The sequence below is a fragment of the Pseudomonas sp. B21_DOA genome (genome assembly GCA_030544685.1).
Taxonomy (GTDB): domain Bacteria; phylum Pseudomonadota; class Gammaproteobacteria; order Pseudomonadales; family Pseudomonadaceae; genus Aquipseudomonas; species Aquipseudomonas fluorescens_AO.
Genome location: CP086683.1, coordinates 3,771,719 through 3,793,711 on the forward strand (window position 1 = coordinate 3,771,719; position 21,993 = coordinate 3,793,711).

The following is a 21,993-nucleotide window of genomic DNA, read 5'->3' on the forward strand; positions in this document are numbered from 1 at the left end:
GCGGCACGGCCCGGAGGATCAGCGCGGGGCGAAGTCGTAGTCGTAGAAGGAACGGGAATGGCCATGGCCGTACTTGCGCGCCTTGCGCAGATCGACCTGATTGAGCACCACGCCGAACACCGGCGCTTGGCTCTGCTGCAACACGGCAATGCTCTTGCGCACCTGGCCGACCGGCGTGCTCTGCGCCTTGACCACGTAGATCACCGCATCGGAATGCTGCGCCAGCAACAGTGCGTCGCTGACGATTTCTGCCGGCGGCGAATCGATGATGATGTGCCGGTAGCGCGACTTGAGAATCTGCAACAGCCGGCCGAGGCGTGGAGAGCTGAGCAAATCCTGAGCGGGCGCCACGGCGTTGCTCGAACTGCTCGAGGCTTTCAAACGCGGCGCCTCGAACGGGTCCAGCGCCGATGGCGACAGGCAGCCGGCTGGGAGCATGTCGAGATTGCCCACGCTGCGGATGCAGTCTTCCAGCCGCGCTGTACCGGCCATGAGGTTGGCGAGGCCGGGGCTCTGGGGCGGGAAATCGAAGTTCAGCGACAGTGTCGGCTGACGCATGTCGGCATCAATCAGCAGCACCCGTTCCAGCGGCGCCAGCGATGAAGCGAGGTTGTTGGCGATGGTGCTTTTGCCTTCACCGGACACCGAAGACGTGACCAGCACCACCTGCGCCGGGCGTTCGTTGTTTTGCAGCATCAGCCAGGTGCGCAGGTTACGGATGGTTTCGCAGAAGCGCGGGTGGTCGTTGTCCTCGAACAGCCGCGCCAACTGCCGCCGGCTCTTTTTCATCACCAGCGGCACGACGCTGAGCAGCGGCACATTGAGCAGGCTCTCGACGGTGTCGTCGGTCTTGAAGGTGTTGCTCAGGGTATCGAAGAGGAAGGCAAGGGCGACGCCGACGACCGTAGCCACCAGCGCAACAATTGCGAGAATCAGGTTCTTGCGCGGTTTGCTCGCTTCCAGCGGCGCGATCGCCGGGTCGACGATGCGCGCCTTGGCTGAGTCCATGTCCGAGGTGGCAGCGGTTTCCTTGAGGCGGGTGACGAAGGTTTCGTACAGCGCCCGGGTGCTGTCGACTTCACGCTGGAATTCGCGCAGCTGGAATTCCTTGCGTGAAATGTCCTGAATCTGCGCCTTGTTGCTGTTGAAGGATTTGCGCAACGCGTCTTCGCTGGCCACTGCCAGTTGATACTGGCGCTCGATTCCGGCGACCACTTGCTGCACTTGCAGACGCAGACTGTTGGCGGCGGTGCGCTGTTCGGAACGGGCGGATATCAGCGCCGGGTGTTTCGGCCCGTAGCGGCCCGACAACTCTTCGACTTTGGCCTGAGCCTTGGCCAGATCAGCCTGGAATTGCTGGATCAGCGGATTGCTCAGCACTGCCGGCACGCTGGACAAACGACTGATGTCGCCATTGCTCAGGGATTGCGCCTGACGGAACTGGCTCTCCGCTTCGGCGCGATCGCGGCGCGCGTCGATCATGCGGTTGCCGGTCATTTGCAACTCGTTGGCACTGATGGTGGCGACGCCGTCGACGTCAACCAGACCCTGTTCTTCGCGGTAGGCCTGCAACTTGTTTTCGGCTATGCGAAGGTTGTCGCGCAGTTCGACCAGGCGGGTGTTCATCCAACTGGTGTTGTTTTGCGAAGACTTCAGGCTGGTGTCCTGCTGGCTGTCGATAAAGCCCTGGGCGAGGGCGTTGGCCACCGCCGCAGCGAGGGTCGGGTCGGGCAGTTCGACGTCGATTTCCAGCAACTGACTTTTGCCGACAAACTTGACGCTGGTGTGCAGCATCAGGTTTTGCGTGACGTCGTTGAACACTTGTTCTTCGGTCGCTGGCGGCTTCGGCGGCGGCAGCAGATCCAGCAATGGCAGCCATTGGTCACGATTGAGGTCGGCCAGCCATTGGCGCGGGGTGAACCAGCTCTGCGCCTGCTGACGTGGATCGGTGATCGGGTTGGTAGTCAGGCCAAGTTTGCGCACGGCGCGCTCGGCCAGCTCCCGGGATTGCAGCAGTGCTTGCTGGGTCTGCAAGTAATCAGTGGTGGTGGCGCCGCCGGATTCGGCGGCTTGCTGAAAACTCAACACCGGCGGCGTCTTGTCCTTGATCAGGAGCGTCGCACTGCCGACGTACTGTGGCGTGATAAACGACAGCGCCACCACGGCCAGCGCGCAACTGAGCAGCACCAGCCAGGCGATGTTCCACTTCGCCGACCAGATCACTCGCCACAGATGCAGCAGATCAAGGGTGTCCGACTCCTCGGCGGCTTGCGTTGGCAAGTGGCCCTGGAGCGGACGTTCGAGGTAGGTGCTTGGGCTGTTGTCCATGATCAGAAAAAGCCTTGTGCAATGGAAATGGTGTCGCCGGGGGCGATGACGGTGGTGCGCGAGATGTTCTCGGTGACCGGCGGGCCACCGCTGCCGCGCAAGATCGTCACGCGTTTCATCGAGGCCCGTTCGGTCAGGCCGCCGCCCAGCGCGATGGCTTTTTCCAGGGTCAGCCCGGGCTGGAACGGATAGCTGCCGGGCTTCTGCACCTCGCCGTTGATATAGAACGGGCGGTATTCGATCTGGCTAAGGCTGACTTTCGGATCGACCAGATAGCCTTGCTTGAGACCGTCGACGATCTTTTGTTCGACCTGATTGGGCGTCAGGCCCTTGGCGACGATTTCGCCGAGAAACGGGTAGGAGAAGGTGCCAGCGTCATTCAGGCGAATCTTCTTGAAGCTCAGTTCCGGCTCGCCGAACACGATGATGCGCAAGACATCGCCAGCGGCCAGGCGGTAATTGGTGTCGGTGTCTGCCGCCTCGACCGTGGGCACTGTCCAGAGCAGCAACAACAGCAGAATCAGGCGCGTGTGCATGGCCAACCCTCCTACAGACTGACGTCAAACGTGATCTGGAAAACATTGCGGGTGAAGCTTTCGTTGTCGGCATCAGAGTCGTTGTCGCGGTGGCGGTAGGCGACTTCGACGTCCAGCCAGCGGCGCATTGCGTAATTCACGCCGAGTTTGTAGTCCTGCAAATCGTCGCTACGGTCCTGGCCTTCGTAGACGTAATGGCCCATGCCGACTTCGGCAATGCTGGTGATGCGTTCGGTCCAGCCGTGACGCCAACCGATCTGGGTGAAGGTGGCTTTCACCGCGTCGGAGCCGTCGTCGCCCTCGGCCATGGCCTGGCGGGCGAGAAAGGTGAAGGTCGAATAGGTGCGCGGTTTCCACGCCAGATCCACTTGCCAGGTCGGGTTGCTCAGGTCGTCGGAACCGCTCTGGTCGAAATTCTTGCGCTCGTAACCGACGCGCAATTTGCCGGTGGTTTTCGCCGTCATGTCCCACTCGGCACCGGCCAGCACTGCGTCGGAGCGACTGCTGCGCGGGCTGTTCGATTGCAGGTAGTCGAAGCGGGTGTGGTCGTATTCGAGCAAGCCACGGGTCTTGCTGCCGAGGCGGTGATACCAGGTGCTGGTCAGATTGCTGGTGTTGCGCTCCTTGTCATCGTTGATGCCATCGGAGTTGTCGTAGCGCAGCTGTGCGTAGCTGGCGCCGAGGTCGATCTGGTTCAGCGCACTGCGCGCGCCAAAGGTGTAGACGCCGCCGACGCGCTGACTCTCGATCTTGTCGTTGATGCCGTCGACGGCGGTCGAGGTGGTGCGCTCGTATTTGCGCGCCTCGGCTTCGAGTTTCAGACGATGCCGATCAGTGAACTCCATGATGCTGTCGGCGCGCAGGCGCTGGGCGGTGTTCGAAGCGTCTGAGGCACTGTGATAGATGTAGCGGGTCGGTTCCCAGATCACCCGCGTGGCGCTGTTGCGGTCCTCGGCCTTGAGCTCGAAGGCCGGCGCCAGACGGGTGACCATGGTCGATTCGACATCGTGTTCGACTTCGCGAAAGTTGTCGTCGTAGCTTTCCGACAAGGCAAAGGTCGGGGTGAAATCGAAGCCGTAGACATTGATCGCTTGCGGCTCAACGCTCCAGGCAGCTTCGGGGGCACAGCAGGCGACGACTAAAACCAGGGAACAGCGAGGCTTCAGAGCCATGGATCACGCTCCTGATTAAGGGGGTCGGGGTCAGGGCGAAGCGGATCCGGACTATTGTCGCTGGCGTTCGAGGTAACTCAGCGGGACGCTGACGTGCTGTTGGCGGTTGAGAAAATTGAGCAGGATCATCACGCGCTCATCGCCCTGCATGGACAGGAACACGCCTTCGAGCGGGGACAGTGGGCCCTGGACGATTTGCAGAGGTTCGCCGGGCTTGAGTGTCGGTTCGGCAGGAAAACCGAGCGACTCCTGGCTGCGTTCGCGTAGTTGCGCAATCACATCTTCGTCGACGCGGGCGGGCACATGGTTGAATTCGACGATGCGGCTGACACCGCGGGTCGAGCGAATCGGTGCCCAGTTGTCGTCGCGGCTCAGTTGAATGAACACGTAGCCGGGAAACAGCGATTCCAGTGTTCGTTGGCGTTTGCCACGAATACTGCGCTCGCTCATCAGCTGCGGCCGAAAGGTCGAATAGTTCTGTTGCTGCAGATTGAGTTGTGCCCGTTCATCCTGGCGGGGCTTGCACTGCAATAAATACCAGTTAGAACCGTTGCGGCAAACCGTTAGCATGCTGGAGTACTCCATACATAGCGATCGTTTAAGCAGGGCGGCCGATAGCGTGGGACGAGCCGTCATGCTTGCTAGTAGGTAGTAGGCTGATCAAGGCAAGGTGCCGAGCCAGATGCATCAATGTTTATTGGCAGAAGAAGTGTTTCAAAAATGAATCAATCGGGTTCGGTTATTGTTATATCCGTGGCCGTCTTGGCTATAACGAGTCCGTGCTTTTGTTTGAGCAAAGCTACCGCACGGTTCGCAGTTGCGACCTTCAGGATCCAATTACATAAGTAGCCAGAAAGCAGGAAAGTGCGCGTCGGCGCGAGCTCATCGGGCAGTGCTAAGTTATCGGCCAGTCTGCGCTAGCTGTCAATTGATAACAGTCAAAAACATTACCTTTCATCCGCTGATGATGGCCATGTTTTGTAGGTCATTGATTCACAAGAGCAAATTCTGTTCGTCGGATTTTTTAAACTTTTATAAGTTATTGAAGTCGTGCCAGCTAGATGAAGCGGGTGATAGCAAATTAGTTTCAACTGTACATCTTTCGGTTCGTAAGAAGTTGGTTTGTTAAACACCTTGCGTCGGATGCTGCTGGCCCTGGCAACTAAGCTCGTCTATGAATAGTTTCCGTCTTTTACGGGCAAATGTTCGACGGTGTGTATCCCGCTGAAGTAAAACCGGTGAGCCGAGGTGATCATGAGTGTTCTGGTAACGGGCGCAGCAGGCTTTATCGGTTACCACACGGTCAAGCGTTTATGTTGCGAAGGTTTTCAGGTTGTTGGTGTCGACAATCTCAACACTTACTACGACGTCGAACTTAAACAGGCGCGTGTACAGAGATTGCAAACGCTGGCCAACTTCACTTTCCATCGGCTGGACATTGTCAACCAGGCTGCGTTGACCGCGTTGTTCGCGCACGGCCACTTCAAACAGGTCATTCACTTGGCCGCGCAGGCTGGAGTGCGATACTCGCTGGACAATCCTGATGTTTATGCGCAATCGAATCTGGTCGGGTTTCTCAACGTTTTGGAAGCGTGCCGTCGTCACCATCCAGAGCACTTGATCTACGCCACGAGCAGTTCGGTGTACGGCGCCAATACCAAGATGCCGTTTGCTGAAGATGACCCGGTCGACCAGCCGGTTTCGTTATACGCCGCGAGCAAACGCGCCAACGAACTGCTCGCGCACAGTTACTGCCATCTCTACGGTTTGCAAGCCACCGGCCTGCGCTTCTTTACCGTGTACGGCCCGTGGGGTCGACCGGACATGGCGTTGTTCAAATTCACCGAAGCCATGCTGCACGGGCGCGCCATCGACCTCTACAACCAGGGGAAATGGCGCGGGATTTCACCTATGTCGACGACATCGTCGAAGCGATTTTGCGCTTGCTCGACAAACCGCCCGCACTCAGCGCCGAGCGCGGCACCAACCGGCTGTTCAATATCGGTCGCGGCAGTCCGGTGGCGCTGATGGGCTTCGTCGAATGCCTGGAGCAGGCATTGGGCATCAAGAGTCAGCGCCGTTATTTGCCGATGCAGGAGGGCGACGTACTGAAAACCTGGGCCGACGTATCGGCGCTGGCACGCTGCATCGACTTCAGCCCGCAGGTGCCGATCGAGCAGGGCGTGCAAGCGTTCGTGCAGTGGTATCGCGAGTTTTATCAGGTCTGATTCAGTGCAAGGTGACGGCCCTGCGACTTTCACCAATGCGGATCCGGTCGAGGGCGCGGTTCAACGCATCCAGCGCATCGAGCAACGCCTTGGCCTCGGCTTCACGCCCGTCGCCCCACAGGCGTTCGGCCATTTTATTCAAGGCCAGAATCGCACGCTCGATGTCTGCAGCGCTGGCGGTGTCGTTAGTTGGAGATGGTTTTGTCGGCATTCAGGGTTCCTCGGCGGTCGGCAAACCACCATACCGCCAAGGCACCGAGCAATATAGTCAGGAAGTGATCCTTGCCTCAGCCAACCAGGCAGTCTTGAAGCCGGCTATGGAGTTACTTCCCGTTGGTAGAGCAAGCCAACCGGTATTGCTCGTAGTTCAAGCCTTCGACCTTTTCCGGCAGCTTGTACGGCACGGGGCAGCTTTTGCCCTGCCACTTGATGGTGATGACACCGTGATCTTCAGTCACCAGCGCCAGGGCTTTGCCCGTCGGGTCTGAGAGGGCCAGTTGTTTGCCTTCGCTATCGAGTAGTACTGCGCCGAATGGAATAGCCTGGCCGTTGGCATCGTACAACTCAAACTGGACGCGTCTGCCTTTGCTGCCTTCGAAGCGTGCGAGAACCACCGAACCGCGTCTTGGCACCAGTTGCTGAGTGGCGTTGTCCAGCTCGATCTCGCCGCCCAGGTTACGCGTGTCCAGCGTTACCCAGTTCACGCGGTACGGTTGCGCGTTAGGCAGAACCGCATAGCCGTTCAGGCCGGTTTTCACACCCGAATAGCTGCTGACTTCGACGCCCGACATGCCGGGGACTTCCACCAGGCCGAACGTTTCACCGACGGTCTGGCCCATATTGATGCCGCCGGCATGAGCCACGATCGATCCGGCCGCACTCAGGTTCTGCGACTCATAGCCGCTGCCTCGGTTGTAGCCAAAGCCCAGATCGCCCATCGACGTACGGGTACTCAGACTGAGCGAGCCAGAGCGCTCGCCCTGGACGCTGCGCCCGGTCTGCACGGAATAGTAGGTGTCGCTGTCCTCGGTCAGATAACCATTGATCCCGGCTTGCGTGCTGGTACCGGCGTTCTGATGGTTACTGGAAACGTAGGCACGCGGTGCGCGTGGTGTCGATCCGAGCGGGAACGAAATTGAAACGCTTAATTGCGTGTCGTTGCTGGTGTCACCGCGTGCGCCGAATTCCTGGGTTTTGCTCAGGCTGATGTTGTAGTTCAGGTCGCGCCAATTGTTGTTATAGCCGGCGGAAAAGCTGCGCGAGCCACCGCGATCCCAATAGCGCTGGTCACTGGCATTCAAATACAGCGAGCCGAACTGGCGCGCTTCGCCAAGGGTCTGGTTGACCGTGAGATCTGTACGGGTTTTGGCATTGCCCGCGCGCCGCGTAGCGCCGGCGCTGGTGTCCTGCACATGGTCGGTCAGCGTGCGGTAACCCTCGGTCGAATAACGATAGGCGGCGAGGGTGAAGCTGGTATCGGTACCGGTGAAGGTCTTTGCATAGAGCGCGCGGACACTGCTGCCCTGGGTGGTTTTGCCGAATGCCTTGCTGGACGATTGCGTAACGTCCAGGGACATCGCGCCAATCGAGGTGTTCTTCGCCGCACCGACGGAAAGCGCCTTGAAGCCGTTGCTCGCCTGAATGCCGGCAATGCCCGTCAGATTGCTGGTCAAGCCGTAGGCGAAAGTGCCCCCAAGGAAAGCCGGTTTGTCATAGCCCTCGCTGTTGTTGTTGAACTTGCCGCTCGACAGGCTGTACTTCAGTTGGCCCTCACGCACCATCGTCGGCAGGGCGGAGAACGCCTGCCGGGTGACCTTGCGCCGACCATCCGCTTCGACAATGGTGATTTCCAGGTCACCGTTGGAGCCCGATGGATAGATATCACTGATCTCGAACGGACCCGGCGGTACATTGGTGGTGTAGAGAATGTAGTTATCCTGGCGGACCTCGATCTTCGCATTGGTTTCCGCCACGCCACGAATGATCGGTGCATAACCGCGCTCACTGTCTGCACGCATGCCTTCATCAGAAGCGATCTTGACGCCTTGGTAGCGCACGCTGTCGAACAGATCCGAGTCGGAAAAGATTTCACCCGCGCTCAGTTGCCCCTTGATCGCCGTGAGGTCGCGCTGGATGAATGTGCGGTTGCTGACAAAACGGTTGGGTCGGCCGGTGGAGCTGCTCAGATTGGACTCGTTGCGCAGACGCCAGGCGCCAAAGTTGATGCCGTTGCGCAGCCCCAGGTTATTGGAGATTTGCGTGGTGTAATCGGTTTTGCTGCGGGTGCTGCTCAGCTGGTAGTTGATGAAACCGGCGGCCACACCTTGGTCCCAAAGCTCTGGATCTACATAGCCGCGCATGCCACGCGCCATGGCGACCTGCGGCACACTGATATTGAGGCGCAGGCGGTTGGCATCGAAATTGAGACTCGCTTGCTCGATCATTGCAGGCAGGTCGTAGTGATCGGCAGGGTGTTGCTCGTCAACCAGACCCTGCTCACGCAGTTTGCGCATGTCCACACCCAGCTGCTGCAACAGTTCCAGGGTGATGCGTGGCTCGACTTTGCCGTTGACCGGGTTGGCCGCGAAATCGATATCGCGACGCCCGACCAGCGTGCCGTTGCTGAACACGTCGACGCGGTATTGGCCTGGCAAGACGCTGTTGGCATTCAGCAACGGTTGCAGATCGACCGCCGATGAACCTTCAAGGAACAGCGTATTGAAAGATTCACTCGCCACTGCGGCCGGGGCTTCGGCGCCCACGGCGAATCCGCAAATGGCCATGTTGATAGCAAAGCACAATGGATGCAGGCAGCCCAACGCCGCTTTGTTTTTCTGGCGCGCAACATGATGCTTAACACAACTTTCAGATGTGTGGTGTTGGGAGGAAAACATGCAATTTGCCTTATCAGTCCGTGTTGCTTCAACCGGAGTCCGGAACTTTTGAATAGCTTGTAAGTTGGCAGGGTGGGGTGGGGATTTACTGGGCGGAGGCATCTTTCACGCGCTCGGCATGGCTTTCGGCAACGCTTAGTGGTGCATCGAATCGTTGTTGTGCGCCGTAATCGTTAATTGCTGAAAAACTCAAATGCGAAGTACCAGCTGGCAGATCTTTCAGATTGAATGAGCGAACTTCCCTGGAACGATCATTGTCGAATCAATTACCAATTCCGCTTTTTTCCCTGCAACGACTTTCAGATCCGCCAGCGACACGTGGTAGTTGCTTTGGTTTTTTACTTTCAGCACCGACTTGCCAGCCTGAGTGACCAATTGCCATGCAAGTTGCTCCGGTGCCTTTGCGGCATCACCGGTGAGTCCGTCCGGGCGGAAGAAGACCTTGATACGCTGACGTACCGCCAATTGCAGCGTGTTGACATCGGCAGCACTGGCCTGGGGGATTTCCTGCACGTTCAGCCATACCACCGACTCCTTGTCCGCAGGCATGCCGCGGCCTTCATAAAGAATCCTCAGTAATTGCTGTTGATTGGGCTCAAGTTTGGCCAGTGGTGGGGTTACCGCGAAAGGTGGCGCGCTGCCAGCCGTGTCGCCGGCATCCAGCCACGATTGCGCCAGAATGGTTTGTCCGCCGTTGCGCACGGTGACATTCGCCTCTTTGTGCGCGCCATCGAAGATAACCCGGGTGGAGCTCAAGGAGATGCTGGCGAATGCCGAGTGCGTCATCAACACCCCGGCAAGCCCCAGGCAAAGCGGAAAGTAGCGACTTAACATAGATTTCACCGATTAATCTGGTCGGGAAGGACGAGGCACAGCGGCCCCGTCCAGGTATTGCGCGCTGCTTATTCGTATTCGAGAACGAACGGCAGAGTGGCGTTACCAGTACCTGCAGTAGCGGTGGTCTTGTCGCCGGTGGTGACGTAAGCGGCTGCGAACGACAGGGTGCCGTCGCCGCCAGTGGTTGCGTCGCCAGTCAGGTTGGTCTGCACTTTGGCAGTGGCTTCGGAGCTCAGGTCGATCAACTGGCCATTGCTGTCCAGCAGGGCGATACCAACGCCTTTGGCCGCGTCTGCACCCTGCAGCTTGAGAACTTTCTTGCCATCAACCAGGCCCGAACCGCCATTGACGGTTGGTTTGAACAGCATCGAAACCTTGGTGCCGGCGTTGCAGTTCACTTTCAGGTTGAAATCGTTGGCAGCCACACGACCGGCGCCCGGGGCAGAGTCGGTGCCCATGTCCTTGATCGAAACGCTGCCCATGTCCACGGCAATCATCTTGTCGTTACCCGAAGCGCCGTCTACCGAGCAGGCGTCGTTATTGATAACGCCGGTGAAGCTGATTTGACCGCTGCCGCCCTTGACAGCTTTGGCGGCTTCTTCAGCCACTGCGCCAGTGGAGGCAGCCAGTACGGAAAGAGTGAGTACTGCGAAAGCGAACTTTTTCATGTTTATATCCGAAGTTATTGTGAAGTGCTGCATTGAAATGCCAGGCCATGTTAGGTCGGCGGTGGTGGTAGGTCTTTGGGATTTGTCTTAAAGCGTGGCAAATGCGATCACGCCAGCAATATCGCTTAACGCGTAACTCTATTTTCTTATTAGTTACTGTGGAGAACCAATTGAGACAATTCTCAAGGTTGCGCAGCCGTGCACTGGGTACTATTCGCTGATGCAGAAATTCTCAGTCAATGCAAAGTTTGTGAGCGAGCGTCCTGCTTGATAGTTGATCCAGACTTTCCACTATTAATGGCTGATAGAAAGAGGTTCTCGGTTAGTGAACACGCTTCGTATATTGGTATTGGAAGACCACGCCTTTCAGCGCACGGCGGCAGTCAGTGCGCTTAATAGTCTGGGGTACAAAAATATCTTTCAGGCGGCTGACGGCAAGGATGCGCTGGCTGTGATATCCCAGGCTGGAGGCGTGGACGTTGCATTGTGTGACTTGAGCATGGCCGGGATGGATGGTTTGACGTTCTTGCGCCTGGCGAGAGAGGCCGGTTTGATTCGTGCAGTGATCATCTGCAGTTCACTGCCTGAAGACTTGTTGCGCACGGTTGACCGGATTGTCACGTTGCAGGGGCTGGAATTGCTTGGCAGTGTCGGCAAGCCGCTGATGGTCGATGTGCTGGGGCCATTGTTGGCTCGTTATCGGCCGCACACTCCCGGCGATGCCAAAGTGGTGGAAAGTCATCTCGATCAGCCTTCGGAGAACGAAGTGCTCGAAGCTATACGTCGTCAGGAATTTCGCGCCTACTTCCAGCCCAAGTTTCATCTGCGCAGTGGTGAGGTGGATGGCGCCGAGGTGCTGGTCCGATGGCAGAGCCCCAGTCGCGGCTTGCTCTCGCCAGGCATGTTCTTGCCGACGATCGAGCGTTGCGGTCTGCTCGACGAAATGTTTTTCAGCCTGCTCACCCAAGGCTTGAGTCTGCAGCGCTTCGTCCAGTCTCACGGCAAGCCATTCAAGTTGGCGTTCAATCTCGACGTGACGCAGATGGCCAACCCGAATCTTGTCGACCGAATCAAGGCGCTGTTACGCATCCATGGCGCGTCGCCAGCCGGTCTCATCTTCGAATTGACCGAAACCGGCCTGCTGCAGATGCCCGAGATCAGCATGGAAAACATGGTGCGTCTGCGCATGCTCGGCTTCAGTCTGGCGATCGATGATTTCGGTGTCGGCTATTCTTCACTTGAGCGGCTGTGCCAGATGCCGTTCAACGAAATCAAACTTGACGCCGGCTTCGTGCAGAATTTCCATCAGGCTCGGTACAGCGCGGTAATCCACGGGGCCTTGGCTCTGGCACGCGAGCTGGACATGCGCGTGGTCGCAGAAGGCATTGAAACCGCCGACCAGGTTCATCATCTGGCGCGGCTTGGTTGTCAGTGGGGGCAGGGCTTCTTCTATGCTCGCCCGATGAATTGGGCGCATTTGGTCGACTGGCGTTTCGAGGGTCAGAAGTCATCCTGGCGCCGCGCAATAGGCACATCCGACCGCTGATGTGAGCGGGCATTCTGACTTTTGGGACAAAGCCCTATTTCGTCACGCCTTTAAAACACTCATCATGTGCCGAGAAATCAATCAGATGCACCTGAATGCTTCGGTGATGCCCGGGATTTGCTGCGGTTGCCAAGTGCTGATGGTCCTCCAACCCTCCTCATCATGGAGCTGTTCATGCATTGGTCAGTCGTGAATCCGTTACGCGTTGCCATCCTTGATGATCATTCGCTCATACGTCTGGCGATGAAATCACGGCTGACGCGTGAAGCCGAGTTCAGTGTGGTGGGCGTGTACGGCAGCAGCGCGCAGTTGCTCGCCGGGTTGCGCGAGGTCGACATCGACCTGCTGATCCTCGACTACAAGCTGCACGATGGAGAGCTGGACGGGCTCAATCTGATCCGCCTGCTGCGCAAGCAATATCCGGGCATGCGCATTCTCGTTTCGTCCTCTGAAGAGCGTCCGGCAGTGGTGAATATGGCGATCGGGGCGGGCGTCAGCGGATTCTTTGGCAAATCCCAGTCGGTCGATGACCTGATCACTGCCATCCGCAGTGCCGCGTCCGGGCAGTTGTACCTGTCGCCGGCAATGGCCTTCGAGCTTGACGTGCTGCCTGCGTCGGTCGAAGAACCGTCGGGCGTCAGTGATGACGGCGCGGCGCACAGCGACGATTTCCTCAGTAATCCTTTGCTCTCACCGAAAGAAAAAGAAGTCTTGCGCTGCTGTCTCGAGGGTATGGGCGTGACTCAGATCGCTTTGAAGTTCTCCCGCAGTCGCAAAACCATCAGTGGGCAAAAACAGGCCGCTTTCAAAAAGCTTGGCATTCGTGGTGACGCAGAGCTGTTCAAGTTGCAGCACAGCCTGACAGCCGACAACCAGGGATAACTCGCTTATGTTTCATCTGTTGCGCGGTGTTTTGCTAGTCAGTGTGCTTTTCGTGTTCGGTAGCGGGTCGTTGTGGGCAGCAGAGCCGCGCACTCTGCAGGTGTTCGGTCGATCGGACTGCAAGGAACTGCAAGTCGATCTGGCCAATGAAGACTGGAGTTGGTTGCGGCAGAAGCGCAGCCTGGTGTTGGGCTCGGCGCTCCCGGATTTCCCGCCTTATGTCATGACCGCCAGCGGTACGCGCTATGAGGGGATTGCCGCCGATATCGCCTGCATTATCGGTCAGGCCCTGCACGTTGAAATCACCGTCAAGGCCTACCCCGACAGGCGTGACGCAATGGCCGCACTCGAACGCGGTGACATTGACTTGTTGGGCAGCTCGAACAGTTTCGAATTGATCGATGGCCTCGTCACACTGAGCAAACCTTATGTCGATGACGTGCCGGCGATATTCATGCGCGGCGATGATCGGCGACCGATGCCGGCCAATCTGGCCGGTTTGCGTATTGCGGTTGCCGACGATTACCTGCCATCCAGTCAATTGCACGGGTTATACCCCAACGCCGAGTTCGTGCTTTTTCCGTCCAACGAGTTGGCACTGGCTGCGCTGGCTTTTGGCAAGGTCGACCTGTTTCTCGGCGATACGGTGTCGAGCAATTACCTGATCAACCTCAACTACTTCAACTATGTGCGCCTGCACTCTTTCGTCAAAACCCAAACCAGCGGTTTCAGCTTTGCCTTGCGCCGGGGCAACGACCAATTGCTGCGTCTGATCGACTCGACCCTCGAGTCGCTGGGTGATGCGAAGATTGCGGAGATCACCAAGCGCTGGTCCGGCGGCGGCGGGGCGCTGACGCCCAAACGTATTGATCTGACACCCGGCGAAGCCCGCTGGCTTGAGCTGCATCCGGTCGCGCGCTTCGTCATCAATGACGATCAGGCGCCGTTTGCGTTCTTTGATGGCGATGGCAATTTTGGCGGGATCGGTGCTGATCTGCTGGAGCTGATTCAACGGCGTACCGGTTTGCAGATCAACGTAGAACGCACTGACAGTTTTTCCAGCCTGAGTACGCGTCTGCTGGATGGCAGTGCCGATATCTCGCTGCTGACGCCAACCGTCTCGCGGGAAGTCGGCATGCGTTTCACTCATCCGTTCCTCGCCAGCCCATTTGTGATCGTCACCGCCAAGGACCCGGGCGCGCCTTCAAGCCTGCAGGAATTGCGCGGCAAGCGAGTCGCGGTTCCCGAAAGCTCGGCGGAGCGTGAGCTGCTCAAGGACTACCCCGACATCGAGATCGTTGATAACGAAACAGTTCTGGGCGCCTTGGCTGACGTGAAGGACGGACGTGCGGACGCGATGATTACCACGCTGCACAGTGCGCGTTACTACATCGCCCACATCTACAGCGACAGCTTGCGTATCTCCAACATCGTCGGCATGAACAAAGGCTTCCTCGCTTTCGCCGCGCGGCGTGCCGATACCGAACTGGTCAGCATTCTGAACAAGGCACTGCTGAGCATTCCGCCGGATGAGCTGGACGTGATTCTCAACCGGTGGCGTCCCATTGCAGCATTTTCCGGATTGTCGTGGCGCGATTACAAGGCGCTGATCTACCAGATCAGCGCTGCCGCGTTCCTGATCATCCTCGGGTCGGTCGCATGGAATTTCTACATCCGCCGGCAGATCCGTGAACGCAGTCGGGCAGAGCGCTTGCTCGGCGATCAGTTGAAGTTCATGGGCGCGTTGATCAACGGCACGCCGCACCCCATTTACGTTCGTGATCGGGAAGGTCGACTCGTCACCTGCAATAACAACTATCTGCAGACATTTGGCCTGATAGAAAAGGATGTGATCGGCAAGACCGTGCTCGAAAGCGGCAAGCGCAATCGCCAGGAGGCGTTGCAATTTCACGACGACTACCTGCGCGTCATCGAGCAGGACGAACCTTACGAGGTGGATCGCACGCTGCATGTCGGTGATACTCGGCTGATCATTTACCACTGGATCCAGCCTTATCACGACACCGCCGGTGAAGTCAGAGGCGTGATCTGCGGCTGGATCGATATCAGCGAACGCCGTGAACTGATCGAGGAGTTGCGTGCGGCGAAAGAGCTCGCTGACGAGTCGAGCCGCGCCAAAACCACGTTCCTGGCGACCATGAGCCACGAGATCCGTACGCCGATGAGTGCCGTGATCGGCATGCTCGAACTTACCCTCAAGCGTGCCGAGCAGGGACACTTCGATCGGCCGGCGATTGAGGTGGCGTATGACTCGGCAAAAGGCCTGCTGGAACTGATCGGCGATATTCTCGATGTGGTTCGCATCGAGTCCGGCCATGTCAGCCTTTCGCCCAAGCGTGCCAACCTGCGCGAACTGGTCGAATCGGTAGCGCGGGTGTTCGACGGCTTGGCCAGGCAGAAGAGTCTGGTGTTGAAGCTCGACATCGACGCCACTGTCGGCTGTGACGTATTGGTTGATCCGATGCGCTTCCAGCAGGTGCTCTCGAACCTGGTGGGTAACGCGATCAAGTTTACCGACACCGGTCATGTCAGCGTCTCGATTCGTGGTCAACGCCTCGCTGACGAACGCCTGCAGGTCGACCTCAAGGTCGAGGACACCGGCATCGGCATTTCCAGCGCGGATCTGCAGAACCTGTTTCAGCCGTTCTCCCAAGCCAACCATGGTCCGTCCAACAGGGGCGGCACCGGTCTGGGGCTGGCCATCTCACGTTCGTTGTGCGAGTTGATGGGCGGGCGGCTGAACATCACCAGTACGCTGGGCAAAGGCACCTGCCTGGAAGTGTCGCTGTTCTTCAACATTCTCAGCCCGCTCGGCGGCAAGGTGCTGCCTGTTTCGGTTGTTCAGGACAAACCGGTCCCGACACTCAGGATTCTCGTAGTCGATGACCAGAGCGCCAACCGCCTGCTGTTGACGCAGCAGCTGAGTTTCCTTGGCCAGGCGGTGCGTGATGCCGCCGACGGTGCCCAGGCATTGGCGCTGTGGCGCTCGGAGCCGTTCGACATTGTGATCACGGACTGCAACATGCCGGTCATGAACGGCTATGAGCTGGCCCGCACCATTCGCCAGGACGAACGCGAAAGTGGTGGATCGCCGTGCATCATACTGGGCTTCACGGCCAACGCGCAGCCGGAAGAAAAAGTGAAATGCCGGGAGGCCGGGATGGATGATTGTCTGTTCAAACCGATCAGTCTCGGCACTTTGTCGATCATGCTTGCAGGCTGGGAAAAAATGTTGAAACCCAGCCATTTGAAAGCCCGCCTGCGGCGACTATCAAGGAGCTGGGTTCGATTCGCGAGCGTCTTGACGAGCTCACCGGCGGCGACCTCGACATGATGAAAGAACTCCTGCGTGAGGCGCTATCGAGTTGCGAAAAGGATCTGGAGGAATTGCATTCGCTGATACCCGAAAGCGATCCTGGGCTGTTGGCTGACCTGGCACACCGGATCAAGGGGCGGCGCGCATTGTTGCCGAGCATCAGGTCATCGAGGCGTGTAACGAGCTTGAGGCCGAATGCGAAGCGCCGGTCATCGATGCCCTGGATCTCAATCGCAGCGCAGCGAAGCTGGAGCATGCACAGGCTGATCTGATCAAGAAAATCAAAAGGGTCGAGTTGTAAGCGTCTCGGCTCATGCCCCTGAAACTGGCCGCGCATTGAAGAGGGCGTTAAAGATCATTTCGCCACGGGCGATACCTTGGTTAATAACCATGGAGTTTCGCGATGATCATTCGACGTCCTTTATTGATTGCCTGCCTTTGCCTGCTCGGTGTCGACACCGTCAGCGCAGCCCAGTCTGCGCCGGTCAGCGGAGTGATTCGCTTCAGCGGGCAGATTGTCGAGACGAGTTGCATGGCGAGTGGCAGCAGCCATTTTTCTGTCGAACTGCTTGACTGCCCGCAGGCAAGCACCGGGCAGATTTTCACGGTAAAAAACGTCAGTGCGGCAGGGCGGGGTGAGCCGCGCCAGCAAGTGTTCGTGAAAATGATTGCCGATACTCATGAACAGGAAAAATACTACGACCAGCGTTTGCTGCTGACGGACAACAAGGGCCACCAGATAACGACCGGTAACTACGTCGTGACGATGACGCTGCCTTGATGGCTTGGAAAGAATGAATCTGCGCCCCTTGTTTCAAGGTTACTGACAAAAAGGGGCGTCACTAATGAGAATTGTCTGGTTCGTGCAGAACCGTCCCGCGCTTCAGGCTTGCCGCCACTCCCTGCGTTGCAAAATCCCCCTTCAACACTCTCTGAACCAGACCATGCGTCGCTGCCATGGACTGTCGTCCAGGTGTGGCTTTTCGTTCGGCGATCCTTGCCGTCATTTTGAGACAAGTCTCATTTCAGCCAGACGCGCCCTTGGCTATTTTCTTGAAAGGAAGAATGGAGCTGCCAAAGGTGTCCGATGTTTCTTGAAAATAACCGCAGTCGATCCTTGCGGATCCTGATCGCTGACAGCGATGTGCGCAGAGGCCAGTCGATCGAACAGCAGTTCAACAAGCTGGGCTGTCTCAGCGTATTGAACGTGTGTACCTATCGTGACCTGAGAGTCCTGACGTATTACTGCCCTCAACGGTTGAGCCTGGTCGTCGTCAATGCTCAGTTGCTCAGCGAAATGGCGATGGATCCGCTCGACTTTTTCGGGGAAAACCCGCTGATTCGTCATTTGCTGATCTTCAATCCCGACGATGATCACCAGTGGTCGAAGACCTTCTTCAACCCGCATCCGCAGCGCTGGATGCGCCTGGTGTCGAAAATCGATCTGCCGCGATTGGCAGACTTTCTGATGCTGGCCGACCCGGCGCTCAAGGAACTCGCGGAGCCGGCCTCAACCGACCCTTCGCTTTCCTCGTGCGCCAACCGCTAGCTACCGCACCTTCCCGCGATGATCCACGCAGGCGCTGAGGTGCTGCTGCCCAGCGCCTGCTTTGCTGCCCACTCGTTTGCCCCATTGTCTTGAATACACTCTAAGGTAAGGCATCATGCTGCTTCGTAAACTCAATCTCGCGCCGCGTTCGGCGCTGTGTTTTGGCTTGTTCTGTCTCATGATTATCGCGATCGGATTGATCGCCCTGCAGCAAGTCGACTTGCTCAACAAGGCAGAAACGTACGTCGAGACGACGATCGTGCCGAGTATCAAACTGCTCGGCCAACTGGATCGTGAATTCGTCGAGATCAAGGGCAACAACGCCCGCTTGCGCAATCCCATCGAAACGCCCGAGCGCAAGGCGCAGGCCCTGATGGATATTCAGCAGTCCCGTCAGCTCATCAAGAAACATCAGACAGCGCTCATTGAGCTGCTGGCCACTGACGCTGGACGCGAGGCGTTCGAGGAGTTTGCCAAAGCGCAAAAGGTCAACGATCTGGCGCAGGACCAGTACCTTGAAACAGTGGCGAGCGGGCAGCTCGAGGCGGCCATCGCGCTGTCCAAGAATCAGATGCGTGTTGCCTCGGATGGCGTACAAGTCGCGCTCAAGAAGCTGATTGCACTCAACGAGATCGAAGCTTACGAAGCCGGCAAGCAGGCCGACAATGTCTACGAACACACGCTGTTGATCGTCAGTGTGTTCATTATCATTGCCATCGGTGCTTCGTTGGCTCTGGCCGTGTTGTATACCCGCAGCCTGACGGTACCCATTGCAGGCTCGCTAAGGGTGGCCGAATGCATCGCCGCCAATGATCTGAGCGAAACCATTGCGCTGGATGGCTCCGATGAGGCGGCGCAAATGCTGTCGTCATTGGCGGCGATGCAAACCAGTCTGCGAGATGCCTTGATCATGATCCGTGATTCGTCCACGCAGTTGGCCGAGACCTCGGAGGTCATGCACGGCGTCACTGAAGATATCTCGCGTATCACTCAACGTCAGAGCCATGAAATCGAAATGGCCGCCACCGCCGTCACTGAAATGAGTGCAGCGGTGGAGCAGGTGGCAGACAACGCCGCATCGACCTCGCAGCTGACGTCGGAATCAAGTGCGGCAGCCATTGCCGGTCGAAGTCAGGTCAGCGACACGGTCGCCGCAATCAACCTGATGGTGTCCAGCGTGCACAGCACCTCGGCTGAGGTGCAGGCGCTATCGACCATGGCGAGCGATATCAGCGGCGTGCTGGACGTTATCCGAGAGGTTGCCGAACAAACCAATCTGCTTGCCTTGAACGCAGCGATCGAAGCAGCGCGGGCGGGGAGGCGGGTCGCGGTTTTGCCGTGGTTGCCGATGAGGTGAGAGGGCTGGCGCAGCGTACTCAGAAGTCGACCGAGGACATCGAGTCCATGGTCAGCTCCATTCAGTCGGGCACCAGCCGCGCAGTTTCCTCCATGAGCCACACCCGCGCTCAGGCCGAGAGAACGCTCGAAATGGCCAATATCGCCGGCGAAGTGCTGACCGACATCACTGGCTCGCTGAATCTCATCAACGAGCGAAACCTGCTGATGGCAACCGCTGCAGAAGAGCAGGCTCAGGTTGCGCGTGAAGTGGATCGCAGCCTGATCAGCATTCGCGACCTTTCGTGTGAAACCGCTGAGGGATCGAAACAGACCGCAGTCGCATCGGCGGAGCTGTCGCAATTGGCCGCGTCGCTGAACAAACTGACCAAGGAATTCAAACTTTAATCAGTAAACGTAAAGCCCTGGCTACCAGGGCTTTTTGATCAGCGCTCTATCGGCGCAGCAAAGTCCTGCGCATGGGGTGCAGAGTCAGTTTGTGCTGGCGATGCGGTTTGTGCTGTCAACTGCTCAATGCAGCTGGCGAGTTGTTTTTCATAGCTTTCAAGTACCGCTTCGGCTTCAGCTTCGCGCTCATCACGCAGGCGGAAGAAATCGTCGCGATTGAGTTGGTCCGCAACAAGTCTGATGTTTTGCTCGATGATCGCGCACAGTGAATCTTCATCCTCTAACACCGCGCTGGTCAGGGCTGCCTGTCGATTGTTTTCGAGTTCGGTTTTTGCGTGCTCAGCGGCCTTCGCCTGTTCCTTTGCGCTAAGCAGGTCGGTTTCCAAAACCTGTTTCTGTTCCGCCAGGCGCTTCAGTTCTGCGCTCATCGACTGGATTGCATCGGCGCGTTGGGTGAGTTCGACCTCCTGTTGTTGCACCACAGCCTTCAGTGGAAACAGTTCATTGAGTTGGTAGCCGGCGACCACAGTCATGGCGATCAGTGCCAGCGCAAGAATGGTCAGGCAGTAGATGGCGGCGTTGCTCTGGGGTTTTGAGCTATTGAGGGTATCGAGGGCTCTCACGGAATCGTTTCTCCTATCAAGAGTAGACAGTTTAATAACCTCGATTCGCTGGGCCTTTAAGACGAGTCTTAAATTGTGCTCTGTTTGCGTATGTCGATAACGGCTAACATTTGTTAACGAATTCGCAGAAGGCTTCTTGTTTAAACCGACTATCTAAAGTTTCTTGTGGGTCCATGAGAATTGTCTTGTTTGCGAATAAATAAACTTTTTGCTCAAGCTCCTTTTTTCATTATCGTCTGCTGCCGCTTTGGTGGCGTTACTGCTGATAGTTCACGCAATCGTCCGCCATTCAAATGTTTGCAAACACGGCGAGTTCAGAGAGATTGCTATGAAGTTTTCCCATGTTTTAATTGTCGGGTTTTTGTATTTACTGTCACTTAACGCAATGGCTGCAGTTTGCGAATTTTATCCCGACCATTCCAAGGGCAGTGTCAGGGTGGTTCTTCCAGCCACGATCTCGGTGCCTCGTGACACGCCCAACGGCACGGTTATCTATGAAAGCCCGATCGTGTCCCTGAGCGCCATACCCAGCTCATTCAGGTGCTCTGCGGTACACAACGAAGGTGTACGCAATACTGTCGGCGTTACTCAGCCGGGCGCGGAGATTTTTCCTATCGGAAATACCGGAATCGGCTGGCAATGGGTCCGACCGCCATCGGGGAAAGCGTGGAAAGGCTTTCCAGGAACTACTGACACTGCTGGCGGTTGGGGTTGGAATGGTTCTGAGCACATCTTGCGTTTTGTAAAGACGGGAACTATTTCCGGCAGTGCGACGATACCCTCAGGCCAACTTGGGACCTTCGTCGCTGCAGAAATCGAGCCTCTGGCAATGAATACAAATGGCACGCGGATCGTCTCGCAGTCTTGTGAAACGCCTGATGTGAAAGTGGATATGGGCAGCTACACCATGAGCGATTTTTTGCAGAACGGTGACTATGCCAAGGAGAAATACTTCTTTCTTGATATGAAAAACTGTCCTCCCGGAATCAATAACTTCAGGTACTCCTTTTCGCCCACTGCGGGCAGCCCTGCATGGAGCGCTGATACCGGCGTGGTACACCTCAACAGTAATTCCACTGCCAAAGGGCTGGCATTGCAAATGCGCTTCAGTGACAGGACGATACTCAAGCTGAACCAGAATTACATAATGAAAGCGCCAACATCGAGCGGCGGTAATGCATCCGTTTCCTTGCAAGCCCGCTTCGTGCGCATCGAGCCTTCCAATGCGCAAATGCGAGCGGGCGATGCCAATGCCGAAATTGCCTTTGTCGTCGAGTATCTATGAGCCCAACAGCCTCTTTACCTCAGCCACAATCACCGCAATATCAAACGGCTTGGGCACCACCACATCAAACAGATCCGAGCGCTGCATGCCGATGTGCGCTTGCGCGCCACTCATGAGGATGATCGGCAAGTGTTTGACGGACGGCTGGGCACGCACGGCTTCGGCGAATTCGAGGCCGTCCATGATCGGCATCATGAAGTCGGTGATGACCAGCGCCGGACGTTCTCTTTCCAGCACCTCGAGCGCTTTCTTGCCGTTGCTGGCGGTCACTGTCATGAAGCCCTCATCCTCAAGCGCAAAGCCAAGAATGTCAGCAATCAGATACTCGTCGTCGACTACCAGGATGGTGGTCATGTTATTTCAAC

General features: G+C 57.4%; 15 protein-coding genes and 3 pseudogenes. 8 read left to right on the forward strand and 10 right to left on the reverse strand.

The window, feature by feature from the left end:
• Positions 1 to 18: 18 nt before the first annotated feature.
• The 4 genes from LJU32_17560 to rfaH are packed head-to-tail and all read right to left on the reverse strand — an operon-like array spanning position 19 to position 4,606.
• Positions 19 to 2,328 (reverse strand): AAA family ATPase, encoded by a 2,310-nt coding sequence (locus tag LJU32_17560; GenBank protein ID WKV87505.1) that lies wholly within the window; start codon positions 2,326 to 2,328, stop codon positions 19 to 21.
• Between the two features lie 2 nt (positions 2,329 to 2,330).
• The gene (locus LJU32_17565) at positions 2,331 to 2,864 is read right to left on the reverse strand and encodes a polysaccharide export protein (GenBank protein ID WKV87506.1); all 534 of its coding nucleotides are present in this window, start codon (positions 2,862 to 2,864) and stop codon (positions 2,331 to 2,333) included.
• A gap of 11 nt (positions 2,865 to 2,875) precedes the next feature.
• A complete protein-coding gene (locus LJU32_17570; protein WKV87507.1) occupies positions 2,876 to 4,036 on the reverse strand; it encodes an outer membrane beta-barrel protein in 1,161 nt (386 codons plus the stop codon).
• 51 nt (positions 4,037 to 4,087) lie between these two features.
• Positions 4,088 to 4,606 carry a transcription/translation regulatory transformer protein RfaH gene (gene rfaH / locus LJU32_17575; GenBank protein ID WKV87508.1) on the reverse strand — a complete coding sequence of 173 codons (519 nt, stop codon included), beginning with the start codon at positions 4,604 to 4,606 and terminating at the stop codon, positions 4,088 to 4,090.
• A gap of 684 nt (positions 4,607 to 5,290) precedes the next feature.
• Here rfaH and LJU32_17580 point away from each other — a divergent pair.
• A pseudogene (locus LJU32_17580) lies at positions 5,291 to 6,264 on the forward strand (SDR family NAD(P)-dependent oxidoreductase).
• Between the two features lies 1 nt (position 6,265).
• On the opposite strand, the gene LJU32_17585 reads toward LJU32_17580, so the two are convergent.
• The 4 genes and pseudogenes from LJU32_17585 to LJU32_17600 form a co-directional block, all read right to left on the reverse strand.
• On the reverse strand, positions 6,266 to 6,475 hold the full coding sequence (locus LJU32_17585) for a hypothetical protein (GenBank protein ID WKV87509.1): 210 nt from the start codon (positions 6,473 to 6,475) through the stop codon (positions 6,266 to 6,268).
• Between the two features lie 112 nt (positions 6,476 to 6,587).
• On the reverse strand, positions 6,588 to 9,047 hold the full coding sequence (locus LJU32_17590; GenBank protein ID WKV87510.1) for a fimbrial biogenesis outer membrane usher protein: 2,460 nt from the start codon (positions 9,045 to 9,047) through the stop codon (positions 6,588 to 6,590).
• A gap of 196 nt (positions 9,048 to 9,243) precedes the next feature.
• Positions 9,244 to 9,992, reverse strand: a pseudogene (locus LJU32_17595) (molecular chaperone).
• A 68-nt stretch (positions 9,993 to 10,060) separates the two neighbouring features.
• The gene (locus LJU32_17600) at positions 10,061 to 10,663 is read right to left on the reverse strand and encodes a type 1 fimbrial protein (protein WKV87511.1); all 603 of its coding nucleotides are present in this window, start codon (positions 10,661 to 10,663) and stop codon (positions 10,061 to 10,063) included.
• A 325-nt stretch (positions 10,664 to 10,988) separates the two neighbouring features.
• On the opposite strand from LJU32_17600, the gene LJU32_17605 reads away from it, so the two are divergent.
• The 6 genes and pseudogenes from LJU32_17605 (at position 10,989) to LJU32_17630 (ending at position 19,720) form a co-directional block, all read left to right on the forward strand.
• Positions 10,989 to 12,209 carry an EAL domain-containing response regulator gene (locus LJU32_17605; GenBank protein WKV87512.1) on the forward strand — a complete coding sequence of 407 codons (1,221 nt, stop codon included), beginning with the start codon at positions 10,989 to 10,991 and terminating at the stop codon, positions 12,207 to 12,209.
• Between the two features lie 174 nt (positions 12,210 to 12,383).
• Positions 12,384 to 13,091 carry a response regulator transcription factor gene (locus LJU32_17610; GenBank protein ID WKV87513.1) on the forward strand — a complete coding sequence of 236 codons (708 nt, stop codon included), beginning with the start codon at positions 12,384 to 12,386 and terminating at the stop codon, positions 13,089 to 13,091.
• 7 nt (positions 13,092 to 13,098) lie between these two features.
• Complete coding sequence (locus LJU32_17615) at positions 13,099 to 16,446, forward strand: transporter substrate-binding domain-containing protein (protein WKV87514.1); 3,348 nt, start codon at positions 13,099 to 13,101, stop codon at positions 16,444 to 16,446.
• 385 nt (positions 16,447 to 16,831) lie between these two features.
• Entirely contained in the window at positions 16,832 to 17,209 is a 378-nt protein-coding gene (locus tag LJU32_17620; protein WKV87515.1) for a type 1 fimbrial protein, read from the forward strand.
• Between the two features lie 306 nt (positions 17,210 to 17,515).
• A complete protein-coding gene (locus LJU32_17625; protein WKV87516.1) occupies positions 17,516 to 17,977 on the forward strand; it encodes a hypothetical protein in 462 nt (153 codons plus the stop codon).
• Positions 17,978 to 18,092: 115 nt separating this feature from the next.
• A pseudogene (locus LJU32_17630) lies at positions 18,093 to 19,720 on the forward strand (methyl-accepting chemotaxis protein).
• Positions 19,721 to 19,758: 38 nt separating this feature from the next.
• On the opposite strand, the gene LJU32_17635 reads toward LJU32_17630, so the two are convergent.
• Complete coding sequence (locus LJU32_17635; GenBank protein ID WKV87517.1) at positions 19,759 to 20,343, reverse strand: hypothetical protein; 585 nt, start codon at positions 20,341 to 20,343, stop codon at positions 19,759 to 19,761.
• A gap of 328 nt (positions 20,344 to 20,671) precedes the next feature.
• Between LJU32_17635 and LJU32_17640 the strand changes: the two genes are divergently transcribed.
• Complete coding sequence (locus LJU32_17640; protein WKV87518.1) at positions 20,672 to 21,628, forward strand: type 1 fimbrial protein; 957 nt, start codon at positions 20,672 to 20,674, stop codon at positions 21,626 to 21,628.
• On the opposite strand, the gene LJU32_17645 is transcribed toward LJU32_17640, so the two are convergent.
• A complete protein-coding gene (locus LJU32_17645) occupies positions 21,623 to 21,982 on the reverse strand; it encodes a response regulator (GenBank protein ID WKV87519.1) in 360 nt (119 codons plus the stop codon). The genes LJU32_17640 and LJU32_17645 overlap by 6 nt on opposite strands.
• Positions 21,983 to 21,993 lie beyond the last annotated feature (11 nt).

What these genes read in the sequence shown, in the direction of transcription:
- LJU32_17625 (WKV87516.1), top strand. Translation starts at nt 17,516, where the DNA reads ATGTTTCTTGAAAATAACCGCAGTCGATCCTTGCGGATCCTGATCGCT.
- LJU32_17615 (WKV87514.1), top strand. Translation starts at nt 13,099, where the DNA reads ATGTTTCATCTGTTGCGCGGTGTTTTGCTAGTCAGTGTGCTTTTCGTG.
- LJU32_17570 (WKV87507.1), bottom strand. Translation starts at nt 4,036, where the DNA reads ATGGCTCTGAAGCCTCGCTGTTCCCTGGTTTTAGTCGTCGCCTGCTGT.
- LJU32_17645 (WKV87519.1), bottom strand. Translation starts at nt 21,982, where the DNA reads ATGACCACCATCCTGGTAGTCGACGACGAGTATCTGATTGCTGACATT.
- LJU32_17610 (WKV87513.1), top strand. Translation starts at nt 12,384, where the DNA reads ATGCATTGGTCAGTCGTGAATCCGTTACGCGTTGCCATCCTTGATGAT.
- LJU32_17620 (WKV87515.1), top strand. Translation starts at nt 16,832, where the DNA reads ATGATCATTCGACGTCCTTTATTGATTGCCTGCCTTTGCCTGCTCGGT.
- LJU32_17590 (WKV87510.1), bottom strand. Translation starts at nt 9,047, where the DNA reads ATGGCCATTTGCGGATTCGCCGTGGGCGCCGAAGCCCCGGCCGCAGTG.
- LJU32_17560 (WKV87505.1), bottom strand. Translation starts at nt 2,328, where the DNA reads ATGGACAACAGCCCAAGCACCTACCTCGAACGTCCGCTCCAGGGCCAC.
- LJU32_17565 (WKV87506.1), bottom strand. Translation starts at nt 2,864, where the DNA reads ATGCACACGCGCCTGATTCTGCTGTTGTTGCTGCTCTGGACAGTGCCC.
- LJU32_17585 (WKV87509.1), bottom strand. Translation starts at nt 6,475, where the DNA reads ATGCCGACAAAACCATCTCCAACTAACGACACCGCCAGCGCTGCAGAC.
- LJU32_17640 (WKV87518.1), top strand. Translation starts at nt 20,672, where the DNA reads ATGAAGTTTTCCCATGTTTTAATTGTCGGGTTTTTGTATTTACTGTCA.
- rfaH (WKV87508.1), bottom strand. Translation starts at nt 4,606, where the DNA reads ATGCTAACGGTTTGCCGCAACGGTTCTAACTGGTATTTATTGCAGTGC.
- LJU32_17600 (WKV87511.1), bottom strand. Translation starts at nt 10,663, where the DNA reads ATGAAAAAGTTCGCTTTCGCAGTACTCACTCTTTCCGTACTGGCTGCC.